The organism is Sulfitobacter sp. JL08 (assembly GCF_003352045.1).
GTDB lineage: Bacteria > Pseudomonadota > Alphaproteobacteria > Rhodobacterales > Rhodobacteraceae > JL08.
Window position 1 is genome coordinate 2,169,401 of the sequence record NZ_CP025815.1, and the last position, 23,004, is coordinate 2,192,404.

Consider the following 23,004-nt stretch of genomic DNA (forward strand, 5'->3'; position numbering starts at 1 on the left):
CAACTGAGACCTTCGTTGTGACTGCAGCGAACGTCCGGTGCTTTTGAAAGCAGTCATTGAGAGCCAAAATTCGAATTTGCAGCCATGAAGGACTGCTTTGCGCTGCACAGCAGACAGTCACCAAATTTCGGTGAATGACTGCAACGAGCCCGAAGCCGCCGGATTGAAATCGTGTGCTTCGCCGGTGCAGCAAGCTGAGTTCCCTGATCGATCCGAGAGCTACGCTGCAAAGTAGTCACAGAAGCCGACGTTCGACATTAACGCAGTGAAGATCCAAATGCCTACAATCGAGTTGCAGACGAAGCATGCATTCGATGCTGTTGTCCCCAAGGCTGTTTTTACCAAAGTTTTAGCTTCTCCGCCCACCAAACAACGATATGAAACCAACAACCTACAATTGTTGTTCTATGGGCAGCCACCCTGTCAGTCTCGCTATCAACTTACGCACGAATCCTGCGTTGGGCTCGTCGTAGTAGATTTCGCTTATGCCAGCGCCTTCATATCGCCAAATTGGTTCGCCGCCGGGTCCAGCAACTACGTCGAAGACGTAGTCTCCAACCTCGGCATTCCACTGGTTCAACATATCCGACGCCAGTTGTGGGCTTTCTATGATCATCCCTATTTCAGTATTTTGCCGAATGGACCGAGGATCGATGTTTGTCGAACTTACAAACAATCTTTCTGCATCGATGATTGCCAGTTTCGAATGAAGCACCAACGGGGTCCGACTGCCTTCGGCGATCAACGGCGCATCTGCGCGAACCTCGATAAACTCTATCCCTGATTCCAGGAGGCGGTTCCGGTATTTTGCGTAACTTCCATGCACATAAGCGTGGTTCGTAGATGCCAGAGAGTTTGTGATGATGCGCACCCGCAAACCGCGCGAGACGAGCCTTTCGAAGATATCAGCACCGTAGTCCTCAGGCACGAAATAGGGTGTAACTATCAGAACCTCACGTTTGGCTGACAGAAGCGTATTGTAGAAGGCATTGCCAACTTTAAACGGACCTTGGCCTGGTGGTCTACGCAGCTTCTCGGGATCGTCCGTGACCACATACGCCGCCCCTCGATACGACGGCTTCATTCCCTCTCTAAGATCTCGAAGATATTGAGAGTTAACAGCGCCTCTGTAAACTTTGGAAGCCGGCGCGTCGGGGACGGCACGTAGGACGGTGACCGCCTCACTCAACAATGTCGAGTCGCCGCGCGTAAAGCTTTCGACTGGTACCGCCCATTCATCATTCCAGAAGAGGTCGAAAGCATCTGATATCTGTTCAACCGGCGGACCGGCAACGAATAAATCAAAATCAGCAAATTCGCTTTCTGTTTCTATTTGGTAATATTCGTCCGCGATATTGCGACCGCCTACAATGGCCAATGCGCCATCGACGATGAAGGCTTTGTTGTGCATGCGTCGATTTACACGCCTAAAATCAAGCAGGAAGTTAACTGCCAGCGTGCTGTTTCTTGACAGGGGGTTAAATGCGCGGATTTCGACATTCGGATGCGCGTCGAGGGTTGCGATCTCTTCATCGCGTGCACTTGTAAACACGTCGTCGTATAGGAGGCGGATTTTGACGCCTCTTTCGGCTGCGTCATAGAGCGCCAGCCAGATCAACGCACCAGCAGTGTCTGGCTTGATGAGAAATGTTTTGAGGTCGATCGATGCCTCTGCCTGTTCGATCATTCTCAATCGTGCGCCCAAGGCATCATTGCCATTGCCTAGCGGTGCCAGCACAACCTGATTACCGCTCAACTTGGTTCCTGATACATTTTCCAAACGACTGACGGTGGACTGTGCAGGCGGCAAAGCATTTTGTGTCGGGCGGTTTGTTTCGAAAGGTACGTATGTGCAAGCATTCAAATGCGCAAAGCAAAACGCAAAAACAGCTAAAATGAGACGCCGGCCACAGAGATATCTTATTGCGCCGCTCCCCGCCAAACGGTTTGGGTATGCATGAATGCCTCTGTGTCGCTTGGCTTTGCCAATATTGAGGGGGTGCCACCGGCATATCCGGGATAGCCCGGCTCTTGCGAAAGGTATTGTGAAAGCAGAGGCCCCAAGTTTCACGCTTGCAGGACCATAAGACGCACAGCTTCCGGCCCGATGGCTTCCAATGTGTGGGTGGAGCTTGCAGCCTGCGGAAGGCGGAAAATTCCTCCAGGTCCAAGAAGTGTCTCTTCGTTTTCTGGCGCCGATATACGCAATGAGCCGCTCAGAACCACGGCTAACTGATCTTGATCGGGTACCCGCTTCCCGCTCTTGAAACCGGCTGGAAATTCAACAAATACCACGAGCTTGCACTTGGTTGCCTCAGAAATTTTGGCCATATCGCCCATCAGATCGTTGTTGGATACACGCAGCCTTACCTCCGATTTGTCCAGATACGGCTGACCTTCTTCGTCAGACAAGAGTTCTGTTATACTTAAGGCCAAGATTTTTCCTTTTCTCTTTTATCTAAAGGTTCGGTCAGGTCTTACGGTGATTTTCGCGCTGCAAGTTTCCCATTCCATACTTCTACTGGAACCTTTGGTTGATCCGGATCTGCTACGTATGATGGCGTCATGATCTGAACGCCGTTTTCGTGGAACACATCCACAATGTTGCGGTGCAAATCGGACAAGATGCGAGGCAAGCTTGAGCCACGAGTGGTAAAGGCGTTGATTTGATAGTTGATCGCATAGTCGGCCAGTTGCGCCCAGAGAACGAACGGCGCAGGTGATTTTTTGAGGTCACGCGTTCGATTAGCGGCTTCAATCAGCATGGCCTCCACTTTGTCTTGCGGCTCTTCGTAGCCGATGCCCACAGTCGTATGAACGAGCAGACCACGCCCGTCGATCTTTCGCGAGTAATTCACGACCTCGGAATTTAGAAGCTGGGCATTAGGAATGCTCACCATTTCGTTTTTGACGGATTTGATAAGTGTTTCCATCATCTTGATTTCGACAACGTCCCCAACCTGATCGCCTACTTTAATTCGGTCACCGATGTTAGTGCTGCGACGGTAAATGACAAACAACCCCGCCATCATGTTGCTCACCACTGTGTTGGAGCCAAAAGAAACCATGAGGCCAGCAAGAATAGTCAGTCCCTGAAATGCGCGACTGCCTGATCCGGGTATATGTGGATAAGCAAAAACGATAGCGATCGCGATGATAATGACCCGCGCAATGTTAAATGTCGGCTTGATCCAGCTTTGTTCAAAGTCCTTCCATTCGATTGCGCCGGCTTCGATGTTGTCCATGAAAAGACGCAAGCCCTTGATCAGATAGCGGGTAACCAAGAAGATTATGATCAGCGTAATCAGATTGGGCAGATAGCTGAAAAAACCGAATATCACATCCATCAGAGGTTGCGAGACATAGGTGAGCAGAAACTGCGCGAATGGGCGGGTTTGAACAAAGGACAAGAGAACGAACGTGAGGTAGTAGTAAAGGATAAAAATATATCCAATCCACAGCACCATATTGGTTCCAAAACCGATCAATTGCGCTACAGCTTTTCCTTTTACAACTGCATTGGTGGCCTCTTCGAATTGCGTAAACCGCTTTATAGTGACCTGCTGTATCCATCGAATAAGCTTTGAGCGCCCTTTCAAAAACAGGAAGGTCAACAAGGCAAATCCGACGGTCAACCCGACAGCAACCAGCGCGCTGTCGACCAGCGCCTCTTCTGACCGACCAGAACGATAATTGGCGATAGATTTTTTGATTGCCTCTGCATGAAGCTCGGCCAGCACTATAAGGCTTATTTGCTCAAAGTCCGCATCGGCCTGGGTCGCAACCGTCAAAAGGCGTCCGTTTGCCAAAATCGCAAGCCCGAGACCATCTTCACGGATCTCATAATCAAGCTCCACAAATTCCGGTAACTCAGCAATCTCCAGAATCCGTTGTTCGATCCTTGCAGCCCGTTCGGGCGCAGGCAGTGCGCTGAAACCGCGCACGAGAAACAATGTCTCACCGTCAATGACAACTGGAGCAGCAAAAGCGTCGTCTGCCTGTGTTTGGGTTTCAGCGGCCTCTGGAGCGCTCTCCTGAGCCTGCACCACTGTTGAAAGCAGCGTGAAGAGTACAAGCGAGAGAGCAATCAAGGCCGTCCGCAAAATTTTTCCAATGCACTGCAAACAGTAGCCATAATCATTAGTTTTTTTCCTATGCTGACTGCACAACTTGCGAGCTCCTAACGTCATGTTGAAGCGCCGTCTTGGACTAGCTGCCCATTGTGAATGACGTGAACGTCCCGTTGTGGAAACGGTATTGATATTCCTTCCGCATCGAAACTTTCTTTCGCCTGGCCTGTCAAATCCCAATAAACTGTCCAATAATCATCGGACTTTGACCAAGGTCGACAGAAAATATTGACGGAGCTGTCGCCCAGTTCACCGACAAATACCTCTGGGGCAGGATCGTTCAGGCATTTGGGGTGCGCTGCCACCAGTTCTTTGAGAACCTCGATGGCCTGTGCTGCACTATCGGAATATCCGATACCAAAAACCAGATCGACACGGCGTTCAGGGGATACGCTAACGTTGGTAATAACGTCGCCCCAGATCTTGGAATTTGGCACAACAATGATCTGATTATCAAATGTTCGGATTTGAGTGGATACAACCGACATCTCGTTGACAAAGCCGGAAGCCCCGCTGACTTCGATGTAATCTCCGGTATCAAACGGTTTGAGGATCATAATCATCAGCCCGCTTGCCAGATTGCCGAGCGTATCTTGCATGGCAAAACCAAGGATGAAGGACAAACCGCCGAAGACGGCAAACAGAGGGGTCACGTTGACGCCGAAGAAACCCAGCACAACCAGAATGCCCAAGATAAAGGTGGCCCAATACACTGCACTGATAATGAAGCGCTGAAGCAGGCGAGACAGATTTGGCACTCTCGCAAGACCACGAGTTGTAGCGCGCCGCAAAAGGCGCGCAACATAGTACATAACCCATAATGCAACGAAGAATCCGGCGATCTTGAGCAGGAACCCCAATCCCCCTTCTGCGGAGGTCAGCCAGTTGACGGAAAGCTGCCAAAGCGTTCTCGGGTCTGTTGTCCGCACGGCTTCGAGCCCGAGTGCGTTAATATATGTATCATGTACCTGCGTCTCTTCTGCAGCAGCGCCCTTTGTGCGCCAGGCTTCAATGACAGCAGAGTAGCTGTCTTGAACCTCGCGCTGTCTTTCCAATGCAGCAGCCAGTTGACCGCGCAAAACAGCGTCGCGCGCTTCGTTTTCTACCTCGAGTTCCAGATTGAGCAAGGCGATTTCTTGCAAAACGCCCTTGATGTGCTCCTGCCATGTTGTGGCAAGGTCTGATAGTTCATCCGCCGTCATCGGAACGGTGAGAATTTCAAGCTCACTTGCGGTCGTGGTTACGGCAGTCGGCTCCGGCGCAGAAAATATTGGAACAGCCTGATCTTGTGCGACGGCATCAGAGCCGAGCCCCACAGATAATGTGAGACAGCAGATCGAAAGGAGTGACAAAAGACGGTGATGGGTCATTGAGTTTTCACTTTTTCCAGGCCAAGGAATAACCTTCTGTTTTCAGATTTAGAAACGCTGTCCCACGAATATATAAAGAAACTCTTCGGAGTCGTTGTTTGTAGAGACGTCGACGGAGAAATCCACTGGGAACTTTTGTGACACGCGATAGCGAACTCCAATGCCGCCAGCGATGCGGTCGCCGTTGTCTGTGAGCGATCCGAATTCTGAACCGGTCCAGCCAATTCCGGCGAAAGCGACAAAGCCAAATCGATTGCCCAGACGTTGACGGTATTCCACTTGCGCCGATACCAGCCGGGTGTCGTAAAATTGGGTCGGATTGAAGCCCCGAAGCCCATCGGTAAAGCCGATTGAGCATTTGTCAAAAAATGGCGCATCAGATGAGGCAGCACATGCCGATAGTCTACCAGCGACAACTTTTTCAGCGCCGACCGTACGGTAAGCATCAAAATTGAGTGAGGCGTAGTTATAAGCTCGTGAACCTTCAGACAAAGAGAAACCGCGGTTTACGTTAGCACTCAAACGGGACCCGTTTGTTGGATAGTCGCTGTCATCTCGGAGGTCCCACTCGTAGCTCACTCCCAGGCTTCCAAGCTCAAGCTCCAAATCGGGCAAAAGGTCATCTGGAATGCTGGTTCCGCCAGTGTTTAATCCGATACTTGTGTTTAGGTAACGCAGGTTTAGGCCAAAAGTGTTGGTCTCTGTTACAGCGAATGTAAGTCCGCCGTTAAACAGCTCGCCATCTTGCTTGATCGGAAGCTTCAAACTGCCAAAGAACAAATCATAGCGTATATCCGCTTCCGCCAAGGCAAGGTTGAACCCCCAACCGGTCCCAAATGACAGATTGGCCGCAATCCCATAGGCTTGGCTGCCATTGTCAGACCCCATGGCGCCGAGACCTACAAAAGACGTGTCTGCTTCCGGTGATAATTGAAAGAGGTAGCCTGCGCCCAAGGATAAGCCGGCACCGATGGCAGGATTTGAAAATGGAATGGGGACGACCAATGCAGAGCCGTTCCTGATGCCGTAGTCCGAGTTTTCCTGAGGTGCGCGTACAGGTGACAAACCGTTGTCAACAAGATTGGGGTTTGCCAGCAAGTCACTAGATATACAGCTCGCAAATATTGCTGTTCCAATTAGGACGCCCACGTGTTTCGAAAAGCACTTCAAATTCTTCACATGGTGTCTCACTTGTCCGCTAGCACTAAGCTATTCTTGCTTACTTATTGGTTTGAAGCTTATTTATCTCTGCAATTTGAGCTTAAGGAACGTCTGATCAACGCCTTCGGCTTCGCCGCCGTGCCGGCTTGAAGGTAGTTTGGGGCGTCAGACGTCCCATTTCCAGCGATTTTCCCGCTGTTTCGGCCGCCTGAGTGGCGGTTTCGGCGTTTTTGGGCAGACTCTGCCTCATGCTGCCAGCTTTCTCCGGGTCATGAACAGGTTGCCGAGGGCGAAGAGCGTGAACAGATGCGCCCGGTTCTTGGCCAGCCCACGGTAGCGCGTCTTCACGTGGCCGAACTGGCGCTTCAGGATCCGGAACGGGTGCTCAACCTTGGCCCGGACCTTTGCGATGATCCGGTTGATCTGCACGTCGAGCGGATCCAGTTCGCCACCTTTGGGTGCCTTGCGCATCACGCCCCAGAACCGGCCTGCATCCTTGGTGAAGGCCGCCTCTCGTTCGGAATGCACGTAGCCCTTGTCCGCCCAGACGGATGTTTCGTTGCCGTGCAGCAGTTCGTCCCAGACCTGGCTATCGTGGGTCTTGGCAGTGGTGGTCTCCAGGCTGTGGACGATGCCGCTGTCTGCATCGACGCCAACATGGGCCTTCATGCCGAAGTACCAGTCATTACCCTTCTTGGTGGATGACATCTCGGGATCGCGGGCCTTGGCTTCATTCTTGGTCGAGGACGGCGCATCGATGATCGTCGCATCCACCAACGTGCCAGAGCGCAGCGTGACGCCCTTGTCGGCAAGATAGGCATTCACCTCGGCAAACAGCTTCTCGGTCAGCTGATGCTTCTCCAGCAGGTGCCGGAAGTTCAGGATCGTTGTTTCGTCGGGGATGCGGTCATCGCCAAGCTCGATACCGGCAAACCGGCGCATGGCCTCGCTGTCATACAGGCTCTCTTCGGCCATCGGATCGCTCAGCGCGTACCAGCTCTGAAGGAAATACACTCGCAGCATCGTCTCCAGTGGCATCGGTGGCCGACCACCCTTTGACCCAACCTTCGGATAGTGCGGCTCGATCAGCGCCAACAGACGACCCCAAGGCACCACCGCATCCATCTCCGACAGGAACTTCTCGCGGCGCGTCACCTTCTTCTTCACCGCATCACCAAGGCCGGGAATGGCAGGCTGTTTGGGCATCGGCGGGCTCCTCTCTCATCCGCAGAAACCATACCAAATCAAGCCAAAATGGGGAAGTTCTTCAGAGATTCCTTAAGTAAAAAACGGGCGTCCTATCGAGCCAAAGATTTTTCAAGCTCTTCCAATTTAACCTTTGCATCACCTGGAGTGTCCCGTAGCAACTCCATAAAGGCGATTACTTGCGTCTTCGTTTCAATTGGAATTTCGGACTTATCCACTGCGCTAATAGCAGCATCTAAATCGATACCGTTGTCTGTAACGATTCCAGTTTCTCGCCAGTCAGCGATCAAACTCTCGATTTCTTTTCTCACTTCGCCGGACGTTTCCGTCATTTGCCTGGAAATCGTGTCACTCAAGATGGCGGCACTAGCTTCAAGTTCTTCCATTTTAGCTTCAGCTTCGACTTGGAGCGCTTCGGCCGCTTCACCCGTCGCGGATGTCAGATCGTCGGCGGCGTCAGACAGGGCATCACCCGCTTCTTGTGCCGCTTCGGACAAACGTTCTGCTGGCGTCGGTTCGGGTCGCGTAAACGTGTATATCGCAGCAGCTACCACCACTGTCACTACGGCAATTAAACCGATTTTCTTCATGATAAAAACTCCCGTCCTTTTGTCAGTATTGCAGCTTGTTTCGCGCTTACTTAAGCAGATCCCCAACGATCCCTACGGCATCGACCACGGTGGTCAAGTCTTGGCTCACTTCAAGGATTTCATCATCTACGCGAATGTAGCGATTACCTTTTCCAGGTGCTTTCAAATTCCATTTCGACAAATCATCAATATCGTCAAAATCAAGATCTTTGGGCAGCTTGGCGCCCCGCGTATACCTTTTGATCTGCCCCGGCGGGACTGCTTTTGGTCCCTTACCGGGTTTGTTATCAATCTGAACGGCTTTGTCTTTCTTGCCCTTGCCTTTGTCGCTCTTGTCTTTTGCAACCGCCGCGTCTGCCGAAGCGAGAACTGCCACAACGGCCAGGCAAGCAGTGATTAAAGTGAAGTTTTTCATCAGTTATATCCATTTTAAGGTCACGCGACTGATCCTGTCATGTGTGCATCATTGAGTGCCTCAAACGAGGGCAGTCTAGAGCTAAAAGACAATCCGCGCTCGCAACCCAAAAAGCGTTATGCTTGATTCATCCGAAGTCAGCAGCGGGTCCTTGATAAACTGGACCGAAGGCGTGATCTGCAGGTTGGGCGAAATAGAGAAGCGGTAAAACGCTTCAATAGTTTTCTGGTCGCCTGAGATACCGTCTGCTTCGGCCCAGTTGAGACCGATGCCCGCCAAGTCCGTGTTGCGTGCAAAGTAACCAAGACCCGCTGAGACGGACTTCTCATACAGGGCTGCCCGTCCTTTGGACGTACCCGCGCGAAAGAAGGGCATCCACTTGTTCTTAAGAAACCACGCGGCGGAGAACGTCGCGCCGTAGTCTTCGCGGCGGCTTCCGTCATCCGCTTCATCGGCATGCCAGAACGTGAAATGGATATTGTCAAAGTAGATGCGATCAAAGCCGCTCGTGTAGCCGATTTCTACACTTTTGAAGAGCTCACCATCGGAGAAGACATCAAGATCGGGGCTTGACGGGTCCGCATTCGCGTCAGCGACAGCGCCAGTCACATAGAAATTCGAGCCAAGTTTTGCGCCGCCCGCGATCGCGAGCCCGGGGTTGGGGGCGTTGATCGTAGGGTTCGTATTGAACGCCAGATTTTGGAAGGCGGTATATGGGCTGACAAGCCCGTAAACATCTAGGAAGTCCGTCACATCGATTTGGCCGATCTGGAAGGTCCACGCGCCATCGTCTGCCCGTTGCGTCCAGAACAGGTTTGTCAGCAGCGTGCCATTGTCGTTAAAGGCTGTGCCGGTGATGGACAGCGCGCCGCCGTCAAACCCAAAGTTTTGTGGCGCAACGTCGCCGTAGGCATGGCGGTCTTCCAATTTGAACGTCAGGGAGCCATTCTCTGTTGCCTTCCAGTTCCCGTAGAACCTGAAGATGCCACCTGATGCGTTACCCTCTCCCAGATCGGAGTCCGACCACTGCCCCAGTGACAGGTAGTCAAAATTGAAGCTGAAGCCATTCTCAGCCAATCCTTCTTTCCATCGGAAGTAGCCGGGTGCAATGTTCACTGGAAAATCTGACCGGAACTGTGGGTCAGTGAGCCCATCGCCGGGCTGCAAATCGGCCTGTACAGAAGATGGCCCGCCCAACCCTTGTGCGATGGCTGCGCTTGACAGGCAGACCAGAACTGACGCTAGAGAGAGTATTTTTCTAACCATGTGAGACCTAACGGATGGGTGCAAGGACAGCGGCGCGCGTTGCCGCGTCGACCGGTGGAGACGGCGGGTTTGGCTGGAACGGATTGCCGATGACCGGGCTGAATTGCAGGGTGAACTTCCAGTCCGATGCAAAATCATCAGGCGCGACTACATTCTTTTCGATGCCCGCATTCAGTTTGACAATCTGGTTCCCGATCGCCGTTGTCTTCGAGACTTGTACACCGAATGGTACGGTCCAGTCATTTTCGCTGTCCGCGTTCCAGTCATAGGTGATCGTGGGTCCGGTCCCGATTTGCCAGCCGTCATTCAGACTGAAAAACAGGAAGTACTGCAATGATGTGATCGACGTATCATCACCGCTGCCGCCAACCTTTTCATTGTGGAACGGGAAGAACCCCCAGATACCCCAGTCAGTGGGCTTGACAGCCAGAAAGCTTGGGCCCAGCAGCCAGTTGTCAGACGAAATGCCGCTGCCTGTCGGTATCGCACCAACGACACCCGCGCCGAACGTCCAGCCACTGCTGCTCCAGGAATACAGCAAGTCATAGGATATGTCGCCGAACTGACTAACGTCCGAAAAACCTGACGCCGAAGCAATGGGCTGATCGAAGACATAAGAAAAAGCAGGGCGGAAGATCAGGTTATTTCCGTTCTCCAATACGAATGGAAGCGCAGGTTGAAATATGGCTGTCAGACTATCTTGATCGTCTGCACCGGGCAGGTCGCCGTCGAAACTGCGATACTCCAGTTTGAAATTCAAAGTCGCATTCGCCGCGCCGGGGTTCGCAAGTTCTTTGGCCAATTCGTCGATATTGGGGCCGACTTGGGCATAGACAGGGAGAGACAACAGGGTCACCACGATAAAGGCGGCTAGTGATTTGAAACACATATGATTCACTCAATGTTCCTCTTGCAAACGCGCTCATGCCATAAAAGGGCGCACCGTTTCTACGTATAGCGGTACGCCGTCCCTCAATGAGACGGCGTACACGCTTGGTCCAAGGTACTACTGTTCCAGTTCTCTGATTCGCGAGGCCTCAAGCGTCCAATTCGCCATCAAGCCTTCTTCGTCATACACGAATGCAACCGTATCGACTTTGGTTTTGGTTGTATCAACTTCAGCTGTGATTCCTGCGCGGAACACTGCTACCGAAGCATCGACACCAAGTTCGAGGCGCTTTCTGGAGAAAAACCGCTCATAGGCTTGTTCGTCAAGAAACATTACCGCGTATCCGTAAGACTGCGCACCTGCTTGTGCGCCGACCGAAAGCGACGAAGTGCGGTAGTGTCCCAGAACCTGACCGTCTTTAAACAACACGCCATTCCCGGCTTCTCCACCAACAACCAGTCCGGCTTTCTTTATTTCAGGAAACACCATCACGGCGACGGCCTCATCTGCGTAGCGCGCGGCGCGCCTGTTCCCTTCCAGCAGGGAATTCCAGCTTGCTAATGCGTTAGCTTCAAGCGCGCTCAGTGTTGCAGCGTCCCCCATGTCCTCCACTGCGACGCCATAGCTATCGCAAAGCTCTGTTGCCGCCATGGCTTTCAGCGTTCCGTCAAGGCTGATCTTTATCGGGTTATCGTCAGGATTTAGCGTCAACACATACTTTCGCGCCAACGCTTCTCCAAACTGAGGATTGTTCGCCTTCAGATAGCCGCCACGATACCCTTCGCGGAAATCAAGATCTCCAACGGCGGTACCAGTAAAGCGTTGTCCGTCGATGTCGAGAACAACGTCACCTGTAACGCCACCGTAAATGTTCACGTCAGGGTTTTGGGTGTAGACGCCGATGTAGCCGAAGGGCGCGCCTGCTTTTTCCTTGCCCAGACGCACGAGATACCCGTCATCCATGGTGCGTTCCATCACGCAGCCCAGATTTTCGGACCCTTGGTAAATATCCCAGCCTTCGACTTTATCCACAGGAACGTCTGTTTCAGCAAAAGCAACGCTCGACGCGCCAATCAGGAGTGTTGCGAGCCCGCAAAGGCCCAAAGATCTTGTTTTATTCATGATATGTCCGTTCCCAGATTTGTTCAGCACCTGATGGTGGTTGGTTTTGGCTAAAAATCGCGTGGCTGGCGCAGGCCGAGGTTAGCACCATGGGCCAGCCACATTACTCGCTACTCAGATCAATTGATGGCGTATTGTGTCAGCAAAATTTTACGGACGCTGTCACAACGCCCTGCATCCAACGGGTCGCCGAGGTATTCGCCATCTTCCGCTGCTTTCTTCATGAGCAGGGCTTTGGCCTTATCTTCACCTTCAGCAACGTTGCCGAAGTCTTTGGTTGTGGCTGCGATCAACAAAGCATACCGACCATTGTCATCATCGGTCATAAAGTTGTCGCGGCAATATTCCATCGCGCCTGCGTTTGCGCCGAGTTTTGACGCGTCTGACACATCGGCGGCAGCCGTCATTGTTAAAAGCAAACTTGCAAAAATAGTTAAGGCGGGTGCTCTGAGGTTCATTTTCTACTCCTAGAGTTGAGGAAGGTTCGATTTATCATGCTGCGTCTTTCGGGCTGCGGTTGTCATTGCCTTACGCAAGAGCCGAAGGCGAAGCGAGACAGCGGCGTCTCTCCATCCAGCGTGACTGTGTAACCGCGAGCGGGACTGAAGACGCTGGCAGCCATTGTGGCCGCCAGGAAACTACGGCGACTCTTCATTGGTTGTCCCGTTGTCTTGCAGTTGCCCCGATGCACGCAGGCGCTCCGCAATGGATGCTGCCCATTCATTTGTGGCCTGAGGCGGCGAGCCAAAACTGGGGGCCGTTTCAACTTCTGTTGCGTCCAAGATATAGCTAGCGCGCATTGGCACCTCACCGTCTACGATACGAAAACTGTGATTTGTTTCCTCAATCGACAGTTTACCCGTCAACCGCACAGGTTCATGCATGGCGCTGGGGCTCCAGTCGCCTTTGACGCGCGCGGATCATCTGATTTGCATTAGGCGGTGGCGTGTGACTGCACATGCCCCGCTCAGGAACGAGATAGACAACTGTCGTTCCATCCTCATTCGGTGGTGCCGGAACGGCAAACCCGGCTAGCGTTACAATTTGCCCATCCAGTGCTGGATTGCCCGCTGTTGCTGCCTTCTCGCGCCGGTCGGCCACGACCCAACGCTGTTCGATCAGCCAGTCCGCATCGATCCCGTCTTCGGCCAGTTCTTCAAGCGCCGCATTGATTTTTGCGGCACTGTCGGCCATCTGCGCTTCGCTGAGTGTGGGGTCATTGAGCAATTCCCTGTTTCGGACAATTGTCTGCAAGGCATCTATCTGTTGATAGTTCAAATCCCGAAAAGGGTCCTCATATGTCTGCGTAGTTTCGTCTACAAGATCGGCCCAAGCGATCGGCTTGCTTTCACCTGCATGCACAGCCGCCGCCATGACCAGAGTGAAAGCCGCCGCACAGCCAAAATATGAAAGCACAGTCATTGTTGTTTTGCCCTATCCAGAGGTTTTTTTGCGGGCCGGCCGAGGTAAAAAACCGCCCCGCACTATCAGGTCGAATCGACGTTTCCCAGATTATGCGATCAGGGGTAGACCTTTGGTTCTGAAACCGCAGGCCGGTACATGATGCTGTCACTATCGACCAACGTGTTCTTGTAGGCCCGCCCGTCCTTCATCACCAACTGCAGCTTGCTTTCGTCTAGGATCAGGTTGATGTCCTCCAGCGGGTTACCGTCCCACAGCAGGATGTCCGCATAGCTATCGGGCGCGATCCGGCCAAGGTGGTAAGTCGGATAAGGATTCTTCGGACCAGACCACCCCATCACGATACCGGCATTTCCGGTCCAGTGCTTAAGTGCCTGCGCAGGCGTGAAGCCAGCTTCGACATTGCAGGTGATGTCTTCCTTGATCTTTTCGACAAGACCCGGGCTGAACATGTCTGAGCCGCCAACGATAAACATCCCGTATTCGTTCATCCACTTGGACATCGCACGAACGCCTTCACCGACCCTGACGCCCTTGAGTTTCTGTTCGTGGGTGAAGAATGCGGGCATGGATTCGTAGCTGCCGAACGATTTGACGCTCATGTAGCACTGGAAGCTCCAGACGATGTCCTCGGTCTCTTCGTATTTGGCCACCATACGTTTGACCATATCTTCGGAGATGAGGAAACCATGCTCGAAGGAGCGCGTGCCAAGGCGCAGGTGCCGATCATAGCTTTCGTCGTGATAGGCGTGGACCGCAACGTAAGTGCCGTTGTCGGCCGCGATCTCGACAGCCTTGGCGACCTCTTCTTCGGACAGACCCAGGATATCGAGCGGATCGAACTCGCTGGCGACTCCGCCGCCTCCCATGACCTTGATGAACCCCGCGCCGCGCCGCAGGTTCAGGCGCACGGCTTTCGTGACCTCATCCGGGCCATCGACGACCCAGGTGTTCTGACTGGCCTGCGCGACGTCAGCGTGGTCGGCAAGATCCGAAGGCGGGATGTTTCGCCCGGCAAAGTCACCATGACCGCCGGTTTGGGAAATCGCGCCACCAGAGGAGGTAATACGCGGACCAGGTAACAGGCCCATGTCGATGGCTTTTGCAATGTCCAGAGGATCACCGGCAATATCTCTAACCGACGTAATGCCCTTCATCAGGATGTTGTTGACCAGGTGATGCTGTGCGATCGCGCCGCCCGATGCCTCGTCCCACCGCGTTTGATAGGCGGCAGTGCCCTCTGGTGCATTCAGCATCACGTGCTGGTGCATGTCGATCAAGCCGGGTGTCATTGTTTTACCAGTACCGTCGACTTCAAACGCACCGTCAATCTCAATCGGATCAGTTGACACTTGCGTGATCACATTGCCCTCGACCAGAACATTGGCGTTCATGATCAGATCGGGATTAAACCCGTCGAACACATTAACATTGGTGAACAGGATGGGTGGCGGCGCCTCATCATCTTGTGCCACGCCAACTTGGGGCGCGAACGCCAGAACGAAGCTGGCAACGACGCCAGCCATAAAACTGCTGTTTTTCATGTGATACTCCTGTTCTTCTTGTTTCAGTTAACCAACCTGTACCACAAAACCAACGCCAACCTTTGTCGCCAGGTTGAAATGGTTAATTCGCTGTCGCAAAATGGTAAACTGTGTTAAGCTTTGACAGATAAGGGACCAATCAGGGCCGGAGCTTACTTTTGACCGCCGTTGTAAAGCTCAGATACGCGATAAATTTTGCACGTGCGTGTGAAGCGGTTGGATACGACCCACTGAACCTGTTGCGCAAGGTTAACATAGACGAGCGGTTACTCGAAAATCCTGAACACCTGATTTCGGAACACCAACTCTGGACGCTGGCCGGCGAAGCGGCAACGGCAACCGGAAAATTTGATATTGGATTTGACGCGGGATCCGTTTCAAGCGTGCAGGATCATGGCGCGCTGGAGAGTCTTTTCAATCAGAAAACCCTGTATGAGCGAATGGTCACGTTCTGCGAACTGGCAAAACTGGAATACAGCAGGGCTGATTTTTTTGTTCGTCCAGCTTGGAACGGTTTGCTGTTCGGCCGTAAATCAATCGTGGGGAACCGAGAGCAAGTGCGCCAGGTAGAGTTGTACGTGCTACAACTCATGCTACAGACCATTAAAAGCGCTCTGGGGGAGTCGTGGTCACCCAAAACCCTGAACCTGCAATCCGACCATCATCCCGACCTCGAAATGCTGGCCAACTCGCCAGACTGCAAGATCCGTTTTGGCCGGCCGGAAACTGAAATTCTGATCAAGCGCAACGAAATCGCTTTTGGCTCTGTTACCGTTTCCAATACCCTTGTCTACTCGGATTCGCCGCAAACCACGCATGCCGTAGCAGCGCTGATCCAGACCTATCTTTTCGATCCTCGTCTATCGCTTACTTTAGCCGCTCGCATTTTCGGAGTGAGCGAAAGGCAATTGCAGCGCGATCTTCAAAAAGAGGGAGAAACCTTTTCAAACATCCTCTCCCGTGAACGCATTCGTACTTCCACAGACTTGCTGGGGACGTCCAATTTGTCCGTTTACGAGATCTCAAAAAGCCTTGGATATTCGAACCAGGCACATTTCGCTCGCGCGTTCTCGCGTGCTACTGGCATGACGCCGTCCAAGTTCCGAAAGTCCTGCCTGGATCTCTAATGCAGCGATAGGCGTAGGGATTTTAAGGTTCTGAACCGCCGGTATCGAGCAGCAAATTCCGGCCTGTTTATCTCCGGCATTTTCATAATTCAGCATCCGCAGCGAAAGGCCGCTTCTATAGGCAGCGCTGCAGCAACCGCATTGATGTTCGAAGAGTAAAACCCAGCCGGCGGCAATATCCGGGGCTAAACGATCTTTCAGAAACTTTGTCCGCATGTGAGACATCCAGCGCTGGCACAGTGAACGTCTGGTGCAGATTTCGGTTATTTTGACTGTTTTCAACGGCCGCTTTTGGGAAATCGTGCTGCTTCGCAACAACAGGTTCAGAAATTAGGCCGTCGTGCGAAGGTCGATTTTACTGCGTTGGCATCCGGCAGAAAAGTCCGCAAGGCGGTCATAGATGCGGAGCGCGGCGAACGTCCAGTGTTGGAATAAGCGGTCAGTCCCTCACTCAGAGCACAGGAGTTTATGCATAGATAATTCGTCGATAAATCTTACCTGCTTGGTTGGACCTCCCCCGTCTTCCGACAAGTTCGCGGGCAAGAGGCACCTCTGATCACCCGAGAGTGCAATCAGTGGAGTCTGAAGCGGTAGGTTTGACTTCTATGAAGTAGCTAAACCCTTCATGTGCTAACCAAACGTTGCATCTTTTTTGAACCTCACAGCGGGAACCTGACCATACCGGAGCTGGGCTTCGGCCTGCCCATCCAGATTAGGAACTGTGAGAGACTGTCGACCTGGTCGTCATATTTACCGTTTGGAAACAACATAAGCTCATGGCGGAACACGGCAAGCCAGGGAGCGTCTTTGGGAATTGATATGCGCCCCCCTTCGATCATTGGCGAGACCGATTGCAGGCGCGTGGGCTTGTCGTTTTTCGGGATAATACCATTCACATTCAGGCGGGTGTTTTGTTTCAAGTCCTGGATCATCTGAATGCCTGACCCGGCTTCTTCAATCAGGATCAGGCTGACCTTTACTCTGTTTGCCTCGACTTCAACCCGACGGCGCAATTCCGGGAACTCCAGTTTGGCTCTGTGCAAATCGATCAGCCAGGCGTAGCTGTCCCGCACCAACCAGGTGGTGCAAACCGAGTAATCATTGGCCTCTTCAGCCTTGCTGGCCGTGTCCCAGCTTTGCACGATCTGGTCCCCCGGCAACCTGTCTGGCGCCTTGTCATAGCTTTGGAACCAATCCCATTTCACAAGCCCGCCGCTGAGCGGCGCAGGCCGTTGCTGGTATTGCGCCGCAAAGACATAAGAACCCAGTTCGTCTCGACGCCGGTCCAAAAGGTCCCGCGGAAGGCGCGCCGCATGCAGAAGGTCGCCTTCATTGCGCCGAACGATCCGCCCCCGATTGAGCGCAATCTCGACGGGTTCTTCTGCAATGGCCTGCAAGTCGAGATGTTCCCACCCGCCTTGCTCCAACAGGACCCCGGCCAGATCCGCTTCGTGCACACGCTGCTGGATCAGCACGATTGGATCATTGCCGGGATCATTGAGACGGCTGAGCAAAGTTGAACGATACCAGTCCAGCACCGCGTTGCGCTTGACCTCGGAAGTCATGTCTTCAGGCTTGTGCGGATCATCGATCAGGATGATGTCACCCCCGCGCCCCGTAACCGAGCCGCCCACTGAGGTCGAGAAACGTCCACCACCCTTTGAAGTTTCAAAATCATTGCGCGCGGCACGCCCCCGTTCGATCCGCGTGGCCGGAAAGCACTCCTTGTACCAGGGCGCGTCCAATACCTTCAGACAATCCATCGCCAGTTTCTCGGACAATCCCTCGGCATAAGACACTGCCAGAACCCGCTTGCGCGGATTGCGGCCCAAAAGCCAGGCCGGGAACGCCACCGAGGCCGCAATCGACTTCAATGACCGCGGCGGCATGGTGATGATCAGGCGCGTGATCTCGCCCCGTTCAATCCGTTCCAATTGATGTGCAATCGCATCGATATGCCAGTTGTGCTGATAGGCACTGTCGGGATCAACGCTGGCAAACCTGCCTAATGCTGATGCAGCGAATTTCATCGCGTCGACGCAAGCCCCGCATACAGATGCTTTGCGGCATCGCAGCGCAATTCCCCCAAACCAATCTTTCGCAGCGCCAGCGCCTGTTGTCTCAGTTGCGGACCAGGTGGCCTGAGGCTCGTATCAATATCAAGGAAAGGTTATGGACCATTTTGTCTCCAGTGGCAGCACAAACGGCATGTAGATGGAAGGAGCCGATTGCGCATCATTGAAAAGCTATGCTAACTGGAATTCCGCCAATAATCTCATTGAGTTGAGTGGCCCGTTGACTCCGGTCAAATCGGCTGTTGTCGTTTAGACCATTGCCAATCAACTGCACGACTTCTGGCGAGCCCGCGAACTTCGAGTGACTACCGGAACTGGAATTGTCTATTTTTGACAAGTCGATTGCGATAACTCCTAGAGCTGCGAGCTCATCGATATTGGATGCGCCGACGCGCGGAACACCGCCTGCAATTCGGCGGGAAATGTTCAAGGCGCTGTCGTCTTCAGATAGCAAGACGAAAAATCGGTCGAATTTGGTGTCTATCTGCTCCAGTTGCGCCCGGAATAGATCCATATCGATGTCAGGCGAAGCCAATATGATAGTCTGAAGTCGTCCTGCGGCATTGAATCGGCCTGTCTGTGCCGCGTCTTTCATCGCTTCCATCGTCAGGAAAGCGCCCATGGAATGTGCAAATATGTCGTATCCTTCTGCATTGGTGCGGGCCAGGATCGCGCTGATTTCGGGAAGCCTTGGCCGAGCAATCAACGCGCTGTTTAAATCATAAACGTAGCGTGTGAGGCTGGCAGCGGACGCCCAATCAAAAAGTACGGGGACACCTTGAAACCCACTATCTTCGACGAATTGGGCCAGCCTTAGAACAGCATCACTGGTCGTGTTGTTGTAGCCGTGCACAAAGAAGAGAATGTCCCTTTGCCCTCTTGGGATTTTGCGCAATTCACGATTGATCGATGCGATGAACGCTGTGTCAGTCGCGTAGATGGTCGGCTCGACGACCGCAAACTCAGATCTTGGGTCTGGCGGTAACCTTTTGGGGCGTTCCAATTCGCCTGTAACATGCGTAGGTGGAATAGAAACCTGAACAGACGCTAGGCCCAGTTCCGGAGCCCGTCGATCAGAAAAAAACGCACCGACGGTTTCCGTTGGTTGCCGGGTTGTCATCAGGAATACTTTTTGTTTGACCGCCGTTTCAACTGACGCCACGGGGACTTTGGGATTATCAACGCCAATCAGTTCCGGTGGCACGGAGCAGGCTTCCAGTGAGAAAGACGCGACCAATATGCATATCCATTTTGCAAGGAAGGATTTCGATACCCTGGTCAATGTTTTCCTTCCAACAGAAATGCCGATTGTTTCATTTGCATCTTGCCTTTTGGCTCGACGGATTCGGCAAAGTACGGATGTCTAGTCAAGTCGCCAGAGCCCTCATTGGGACCCTCTGCAAAAGCCAGTGCGACGGTCCAGATTGGAAATCCTGATACCAGAACGGCCTGTAGAGTTCGCGAAAGTTTCTTCATGATCCCTGTGCTCCTAATACATCAGTTCTTTTTCGCCGGTTCGCCACTGGTCAAACCAAGTGTCCAACGGCCCATAAAGACGCAGCCCAATGAACCAGCCTTCCCCCCCGACAAGGTCTGGATACAGTTGGCTTCTTAGGGCTCAATTCAATCATCGAGCAAGTGCTCGGACACCCAATCGCCCGCTTTGCTCACAGCAACTCTTGACTCGGGCGATTCCGGCAAAGCCGCCATGAACACATGCGGCATACCCTCATAAAGGTCGAGCTTCACGGTCTGCCCGGCCTGATCCAATGCTTGATAGAGCCTTACAAAGTTGCTGAGGAATATCTCTTTGGTGCCGCCCTGGATGAGGGTAGGCGGAAAGCCCATTTTAAAGTCCCCGTAGACCGGGGAGACGTAGGGATGCCGGTGGTCCGTCGCATGTGCATAAGCCAGCGCCGAGGGACCGAGGACGTCCTGATATGTGAAGAACGGTTCGGCATCCCGGAGCGTCACGTAGCTATCCCCAGTCTCAGAGATATCGGTCCAAGGCGACCAGAGAATTAATGCTGCCGGCATTTCCATGCCCTGATCACGCATCTTCAACACACTGCCGGCCGAGAGGCCGCCGCCCGCCGAGTCGCCGTAGAGCACGATATCCGAAGCCGCAAAGTCTTTCTCACCAAGAGCGGCGAAGACGGATAGGACCTGATCGGTTGTTTCTTGCCACTTGGAATGTGGCGCCAGAGTGTAGTCGACGGCCATTACTGTCAGACCCGTTTCATCGGCAAGTAGGATCGCCGAGGTGATCGCACCTCTGGCGGAGTTGAAGACATAGGCACCACCATGTAGGTAAACTGCGATCTTGTCGTTGCGTGCCAGTTTGTCAGGTGTGACTTCGACCGTCGGGACGCCGCCAAGCGTGATATCCCGAAGCGTGCCGTTGAACGCCTCAACGAACGGTGCTGCAGCTTTGATCTTTGCGGTAATATCGGTGTCCTGCAGTGCTTTCCACGCTTGCACATTATCCGGGGAAGGCACCGCCGCGTCCCGCCCTTGGCCGAGTGCGGAAAGCGCTGCGCTCCATTCAGACGAGATTGTATCCGGCGCATGCGCCCACGGGGGCTCAGCATCTTGAGCAAGGGATACTGTAGCGATTTGCGCGACGGCGGCGACACTTACAGTGAGCAAGAGTAGACGATTGCGTTGCTTCATGGCGAATACACTCCTTAAATGTTCCGAGGTCATGTCCGAACCACAGTGGTTGGGACGTCACCTCGGAATTGCTCTGGAACTGGCTCAGTTCACGGATTCGAACACAGGGAACTGGTATTCACCTGATATAATTTCCGGTCCCGGCTTGTACATCCGCACGATGTAGTTCCAGCCTTCGGTGATCGGAAGGCAATTCACCCGGCCATCCTCGCAGCCGCCAGCATGGATCGTGACCAATCCGTCCTCGTCGCGCTTGGCGGTCACGTTATTGACCGAATACATCCCAAGGTCGTTTTCCTGCATGTATCCTTCCGCGTTGTACATCGTGATCGAGACAAATCCGCCTTCTTTGATTGGGATCTCGTTGGAGATCTCCATGCGGTGCGGTATCTGACCGTCGTTGGTTTCCGGCACCGCGTTAAGATAGATCGTCGCATCCTTCGGGTTGCCGCCCCAGCCGAAAGCCGTCCCGAGCAAGTGATCGATCGGATTGAGTTCATTCTTGTCACCGAAATACCCGGATGTATCCTCTTTCGTCGCGGCCAGTACGTTGATCGCTTTGCGCAAAGTCTCAACCTGTTCAAGATCCCAATCCGGCACCTCGAATGCGCCGGGATCGTCCTGTGCAATGGTCACCGTATCTTGCAGGTCAACTCCGACAGCAACGTCCGCGGGATCGTTCGCGTTGACGAACGTTCTCAGAATGACAACTGCATAGCGGGTTCCCATGAGATCTTGGTTCAGCGTAAACGCGCCCGGTGCATACTCCATCGGCAGCATGGAATGGTCCTGATTGATAATCAGAGCCGACAAGTACCTTCCATCGCTTTCCGGAAGCGTTATCGTAATTGGGTTTGTCAAATCGAACACCCCAATTGAGTACAGTGTATCGCGCTGCATCCGGATCACGTCCTGCTTGTCGATCGGCGTCGGCTGACGAATGTGAAAGAACTGGCCGAACCCGCCCTGCTCCACATAAGCCGCCATTGTTCTGTCGGTCTCGGCCCTCACAAAGTTGTCGACCGTAACCGACTCCGCCGCATAGCTGAATGCTGCTACGCAGGCACTCAGAGCAAATACACTGGAAAATATCACCGACTTCGTTTTCTGTTTCATGTTCGCATCCTCCAAATGCTCGTTTGGTTGTTCGTAAATACGTGCGCGCGAGGTCTCTGATGTCTCATATTCGAACCAGATTAGAGGAACCGCTCTCGAGCCACTCGTTGCCGTAAAGAGTGGATATCCAGACCCGCGCCAAGGTTTCGTGAACCGTTTCTGGCTTACTCTTGGGTCCCTGCCCAAACGCCTTGAGAAGCGTGTAGACATCTAGCCGGTTCAGCGTAATTGCCATGAAGCGGGCGTCTAATTCAGGTATCAGACCTTGTGCTTGGTCGGCCTCGATGCGGGCTGTAATTGCATCGTCGAACTGTTCAATGAATTGAATCCAGGCTTCTTCGAATGTCGCATCAGTGGTCGATGCGTCACTGGCCGCTCGCAAGATCGGACCTAGCCGGTAGCAGACGTCGACCAGCCCGGCGAGGGATTCGTTCAGTCGCGCGACCGGATCTCCTACACCTTCGAACCACGGGTCCGTAACAGCGTAAACCTCGCCTTTTAGCATATCCAACAAGCTTTCCATAAGGTCATGCAGGTCTTGGAAGTACTGGTAGAAGGCCGAGCGGCTAAGACCCGTAGAAGCCATCAGTTTGTTGACCGTAAGATCACGAAACGGGTGGATCCAGACGAACTCCAGCGCAGCATTCAAGATAGCGGCACGTGTGCGATCTGACTTGCTAGCGCGAAGCGTCGCTTGCGGGCTCACGATCGGCGGATCAGGTTTTTGATTGGCTTCGGACATTGCGACTCATTTTCTGATACAATGTTTGTTTTATCTGACACATTGTCATTTTTCAAGTACAGCTTCCGTATCTGCCAGGAGGCCGCTTGTGTTGAAAAGCGGCTTTGTGAGCGAAAGCCAAGTGCCCAAGCTTTTGGAGCTGCAATATGGTGAGCA

21 protein-coding genes are annotated in these 23,004 nt (G+C 53.2%); 1 reads left to right on the forward strand and 20 read right to left on the reverse strand.

Annotated features, from left to right (window positions below):
* Nucleotides 1-391 precede the first annotated feature (391 nt).
* From C1J05_RS10675 to C1J05_RS10745, 14 genes are all read right to left on the reverse strand, one after another.
* Nucleotides 392-1,756 (reverse strand): phospholipase D family protein, encoded by a 1,365-nt coding sequence (locus C1J05_RS10675; protein WP_162797997.1) that lies wholly within the window; start codon nt 1,754-1,756, stop codon nt 392-394.
* Nucleotides 1,757-2,067: 311 nt separating this feature from the next.
* The gene (locus C1J05_RS10680) at nt 2,068-2,436 is read right to left on the reverse strand and encodes a cupin domain-containing protein (protein WP_162797998.1); all 369 of its coding nucleotides are present in this window, start codon (nt 2,434-2,436) and stop codon (nt 2,068-2,070) included.
* A 41-nt stretch (nt 2,437-2,477) separates the two neighbouring features.
* Nucleotides 2,478-4,190, reverse strand: a complete 1,713-nt coding sequence (locus tag C1J05_RS10685) for a mechanosensitive ion channel family protein (RefSeq protein ID WP_254684578.1) — start codon at nt 4,188-4,190, stop codon at nt 2,478-2,480.
* On the reverse strand, nt 4,187-5,500 hold the full coding sequence (locus C1J05_RS10690; protein WP_114870241.1) for a mechanosensitive ion channel family protein: 1,314 nt from the start codon (nt 5,498-5,500) through the stop codon (nt 4,187-4,189). The genes C1J05_RS10685 and C1J05_RS10690 overlap by 4 nt, the downstream gene beginning before the upstream one ends.
* A gap of 48 nt (nt 5,501-5,548) precedes the next feature.
* Nucleotides 5,549-6,679, reverse strand: coding sequence for a BamA/TamA family outer membrane protein (locus C1J05_RS10695; protein WP_205388900.1), 1,131 nt, complete (start codon nt 6,677-6,679; stop codon nt 5,549-5,551).
* Nucleotides 6,680-6,907: 228 nt separating this feature from the next.
* Entirely contained in the window at nt 6,908-7,867 is a 960-nt protein-coding gene (locus C1J05_RS10700) for an IS5 family transposase (protein ID WP_114868636.1), read from the reverse strand.
* A gap of 92 nt (nt 7,868-7,959) precedes the next feature.
* Entirely contained in the window at nt 7,960-8,457 is a 498-nt protein-coding gene (locus tag C1J05_RS10705; RefSeq protein ID WP_114870242.1) for a hypothetical protein, read from the reverse strand.
* A gap of 46 nt (nt 8,458-8,503) precedes the next feature.
* Nucleotides 8,504-8,872, reverse strand: coding sequence for a hypothetical protein (locus C1J05_RS10710; RefSeq protein WP_114870243.1), 369 nt, complete (start codon nt 8,870-8,872; stop codon nt 8,504-8,506).
* Between the two features lie 81 nt (nt 8,873-8,953).
* A complete protein-coding gene (locus C1J05_RS10715; RefSeq protein WP_254684579.1) occupies nt 8,954-9,988 on the reverse strand; it encodes a carbohydrate porin in 1,035 nt (344 codons plus the stop codon).
* Between the two features lie 157 nt (nt 9,989-10,145).
* Nucleotides 10,146-11,036 carry a hypothetical protein gene (locus C1J05_RS10720; RefSeq protein WP_162797999.1) on the reverse strand — a complete coding sequence of 297 codons (891 nt, stop codon included), beginning with the start codon at nt 11,034-11,036 and terminating at the stop codon, nt 10,146-10,148.
* A 108-nt stretch (nt 11,037-11,144) separates the two neighbouring features.
* On the reverse strand, nt 11,145-12,149 hold the full coding sequence (locus C1J05_RS10725; RefSeq protein ID WP_162798000.1) for a YSC84-related protein: 1,005 nt from the start codon (nt 12,147-12,149) through the stop codon (nt 11,145-11,147).
* A gap of 119 nt (nt 12,150-12,268) precedes the next feature.
* A complete protein-coding gene (locus C1J05_RS10730; protein ID WP_114870247.1) occupies nt 12,269-12,607 on the reverse strand; it encodes a hypothetical protein in 339 nt (112 codons plus the stop codon).
* 418 nt (nt 12,608-13,025) lie between these two features.
* Nucleotides 13,026-13,571, reverse strand: a complete 546-nt coding sequence (locus tag C1J05_RS10740) for a DUF3299 domain-containing protein (protein WP_114870249.1) — start codon at nt 13,569-13,571, stop codon at nt 13,026-13,028.
* Nucleotides 13,572-13,669: 98 nt separating this feature from the next.
* Nucleotides 13,670-15,115: a metal-dependent hydrolase family protein gene (locus tag C1J05_RS10745; protein WP_114870250.1), complete on the reverse strand. Its 1,446-nt coding sequence runs from the start codon at nt 15,113-15,115 to the stop codon at nt 13,670-13,672.
* 158 nt (nt 15,116-15,273) lie between these two features.
* Between C1J05_RS10745 and C1J05_RS10750 the strand changes: the two genes are divergently transcribed.
* Nucleotides 15,274-16,242 (forward strand): AraC family transcriptional regulator, encoded by a 969-nt coding sequence (locus C1J05_RS10750; protein WP_114870251.1) that lies wholly within the window; start codon nt 15,274-15,276, stop codon nt 16,240-16,242.
* Between the two features lie 659 nt (nt 16,243-16,901).
* Here C1J05_RS10750 and terL read toward each other — a convergent pair.
* The 6 genes from terL to C1J05_RS10775 all read right to left on the reverse strand — a co-directional run bounded on the left by terL (nt 16,902) and on the right by C1J05_RS10775 (nt 22,848).
* Nucleotides 16,902-18,272: a phage terminase large subunit gene (gene terL, locus C1J05_RS10755; RefSeq protein WP_114870252.1), complete on the reverse strand. Its 1,371-nt coding sequence runs from the start codon at nt 18,270-18,272 to the stop codon at nt 16,902-16,904.
* Between the two features lie 205 nt (nt 18,273-18,477).
* Entirely contained in the window at nt 18,478-19,599 is a 1,122-nt protein-coding gene (locus tag C1J05_RS10760; RefSeq protein WP_254684580.1) for an alpha/beta hydrolase, read from the reverse strand.
* Complete coding sequence (locus C1J05_RS21420; RefSeq protein ID WP_162798001.1) at nt 19,596-19,793, reverse strand: hypothetical protein; 198 nt, start codon at nt 19,791-19,793, stop codon at nt 19,596-19,598. Before C1J05_RS21420 ends, C1J05_RS10760 begins: the two co-directional genes overlap by 4 nt.
* 147 nt (nt 19,794-19,940) lie before the next feature.
* Nucleotides 19,941-20,990, reverse strand: a complete 1,050-nt coding sequence (locus tag C1J05_RS10765; protein ID WP_162798002.1) for an alpha/beta hydrolase — start codon at nt 20,988-20,990, stop codon at nt 19,941-19,943.
* A gap of 84 nt (nt 20,991-21,074) precedes the next feature.
* Nucleotides 21,075-22,106: a DUF1214 domain-containing protein gene (locus tag C1J05_RS10770; RefSeq protein WP_114870254.1), complete on the reverse strand. Its 1,032-nt coding sequence runs from the start codon at nt 22,104-22,106 to the stop codon at nt 21,075-21,077.
* Nucleotides 22,107-22,170: 64 nt separating this feature from the next.
* Complete coding sequence (locus C1J05_RS10775) at nt 22,171-22,848, reverse strand: TetR/AcrR family transcriptional regulator (protein ID WP_114870255.1); 678 nt, start codon at nt 22,846-22,848, stop codon at nt 22,171-22,173.
* Nucleotides 22,849-23,004: the final 156 nt, after the last annotated feature.

What these genes read in the sequence shown, in the direction of transcription:
- C1J05_RS10685 (WP_254684578.1), bottom strand. Translation starts at nt 4,190, where the DNA reads ATGACGTTAGGAGCTCGCAAGTTGTGCAGTCAGCATAGGAAAAAAACT.
- C1J05_RS10690 (WP_114870241.1), bottom strand. Translation starts at nt 5,500, where the DNA reads ATGACCCATCACCGTCTTTTGTCACTCCTTTCGATCTGCTGTCTCACA.
- C1J05_RS10700 (WP_114868636.1), bottom strand. Translation starts at nt 7,867, where the DNA reads ATGCCCAAACAGCCTGCCATTCCCGGCCTTGGTGATGCGGTGAAGAAG.
- C1J05_RS10705 (WP_114870242.1), bottom strand. Translation starts at nt 8,457, where the DNA reads ATGAAGAAAATCGGTTTAATTGCCGTAGTGACAGTGGTGGTAGCTGCT.
- C1J05_RS10710 (WP_114870243.1), bottom strand. Translation starts at nt 8,872, where the DNA reads ATGAAAAACTTCACTTTAATCACTGCTTGCCTGGCCGTTGTGGCAGTT.
- C1J05_RS10725 (WP_162798000.1), bottom strand. Translation starts at nt 12,149, where the DNA reads ATGAATAAAACAAGATCTTTGGGCCTTTGCGGGCTCGCAACACTCCTG.
- C1J05_RS10730 (WP_114870247.1), bottom strand. Translation starts at nt 12,607, where the DNA reads ATGAACCTCAGAGCACCCGCCTTAACTATTTTTGCAAGTTTGCTTTTA.
- C1J05_RS10740 (WP_114870249.1), bottom strand. Translation starts at nt 13,571, where the DNA reads ATGACTGTGCTTTCATATTTTGGCTGTGCGGCGGCTTTCACTCTGGTC.
- C1J05_RS10745 (WP_114870250.1), bottom strand. Translation starts at nt 15,115, where the DNA reads ATGAAAAACAGCAGTTTTATGGCTGGCGTCGTTGCCAGCTTCGTTCTG.
- terL (WP_114870252.1), bottom strand. Translation starts at nt 18,272, where the DNA reads ATGAAATTCGCTGCATCAGCATTAGGCAGGTTTGCCAGCGTTGATCCC.
- C1J05_RS21420 (WP_162798001.1), bottom strand. Translation starts at nt 19,793, where the DNA reads ATGAAGAAACTTTCGCGAACTCTACAGGCCGTTCTGGTATCAGGATTT.
- C1J05_RS10765 (WP_162798002.1), bottom strand. Translation starts at nt 20,990, where the DNA reads ATGAAGCAACGCAATCGTCTACTCTTGCTCACTGTAAGTGTCGCCGCC.
- C1J05_RS10770 (WP_114870254.1), bottom strand. Translation starts at nt 22,106, where the DNA reads ATGAAACAGAAAACGAAGTCGGTGATATTTTCCAGTGTATTTGCTCTG.
- C1J05_RS10775 (WP_114870255.1), bottom strand. Translation starts at nt 22,848, where the DNA reads ATGTCCGAAGCCAATCAAAAACCTGATCCGCCGATCGTGAGCCCGCAA.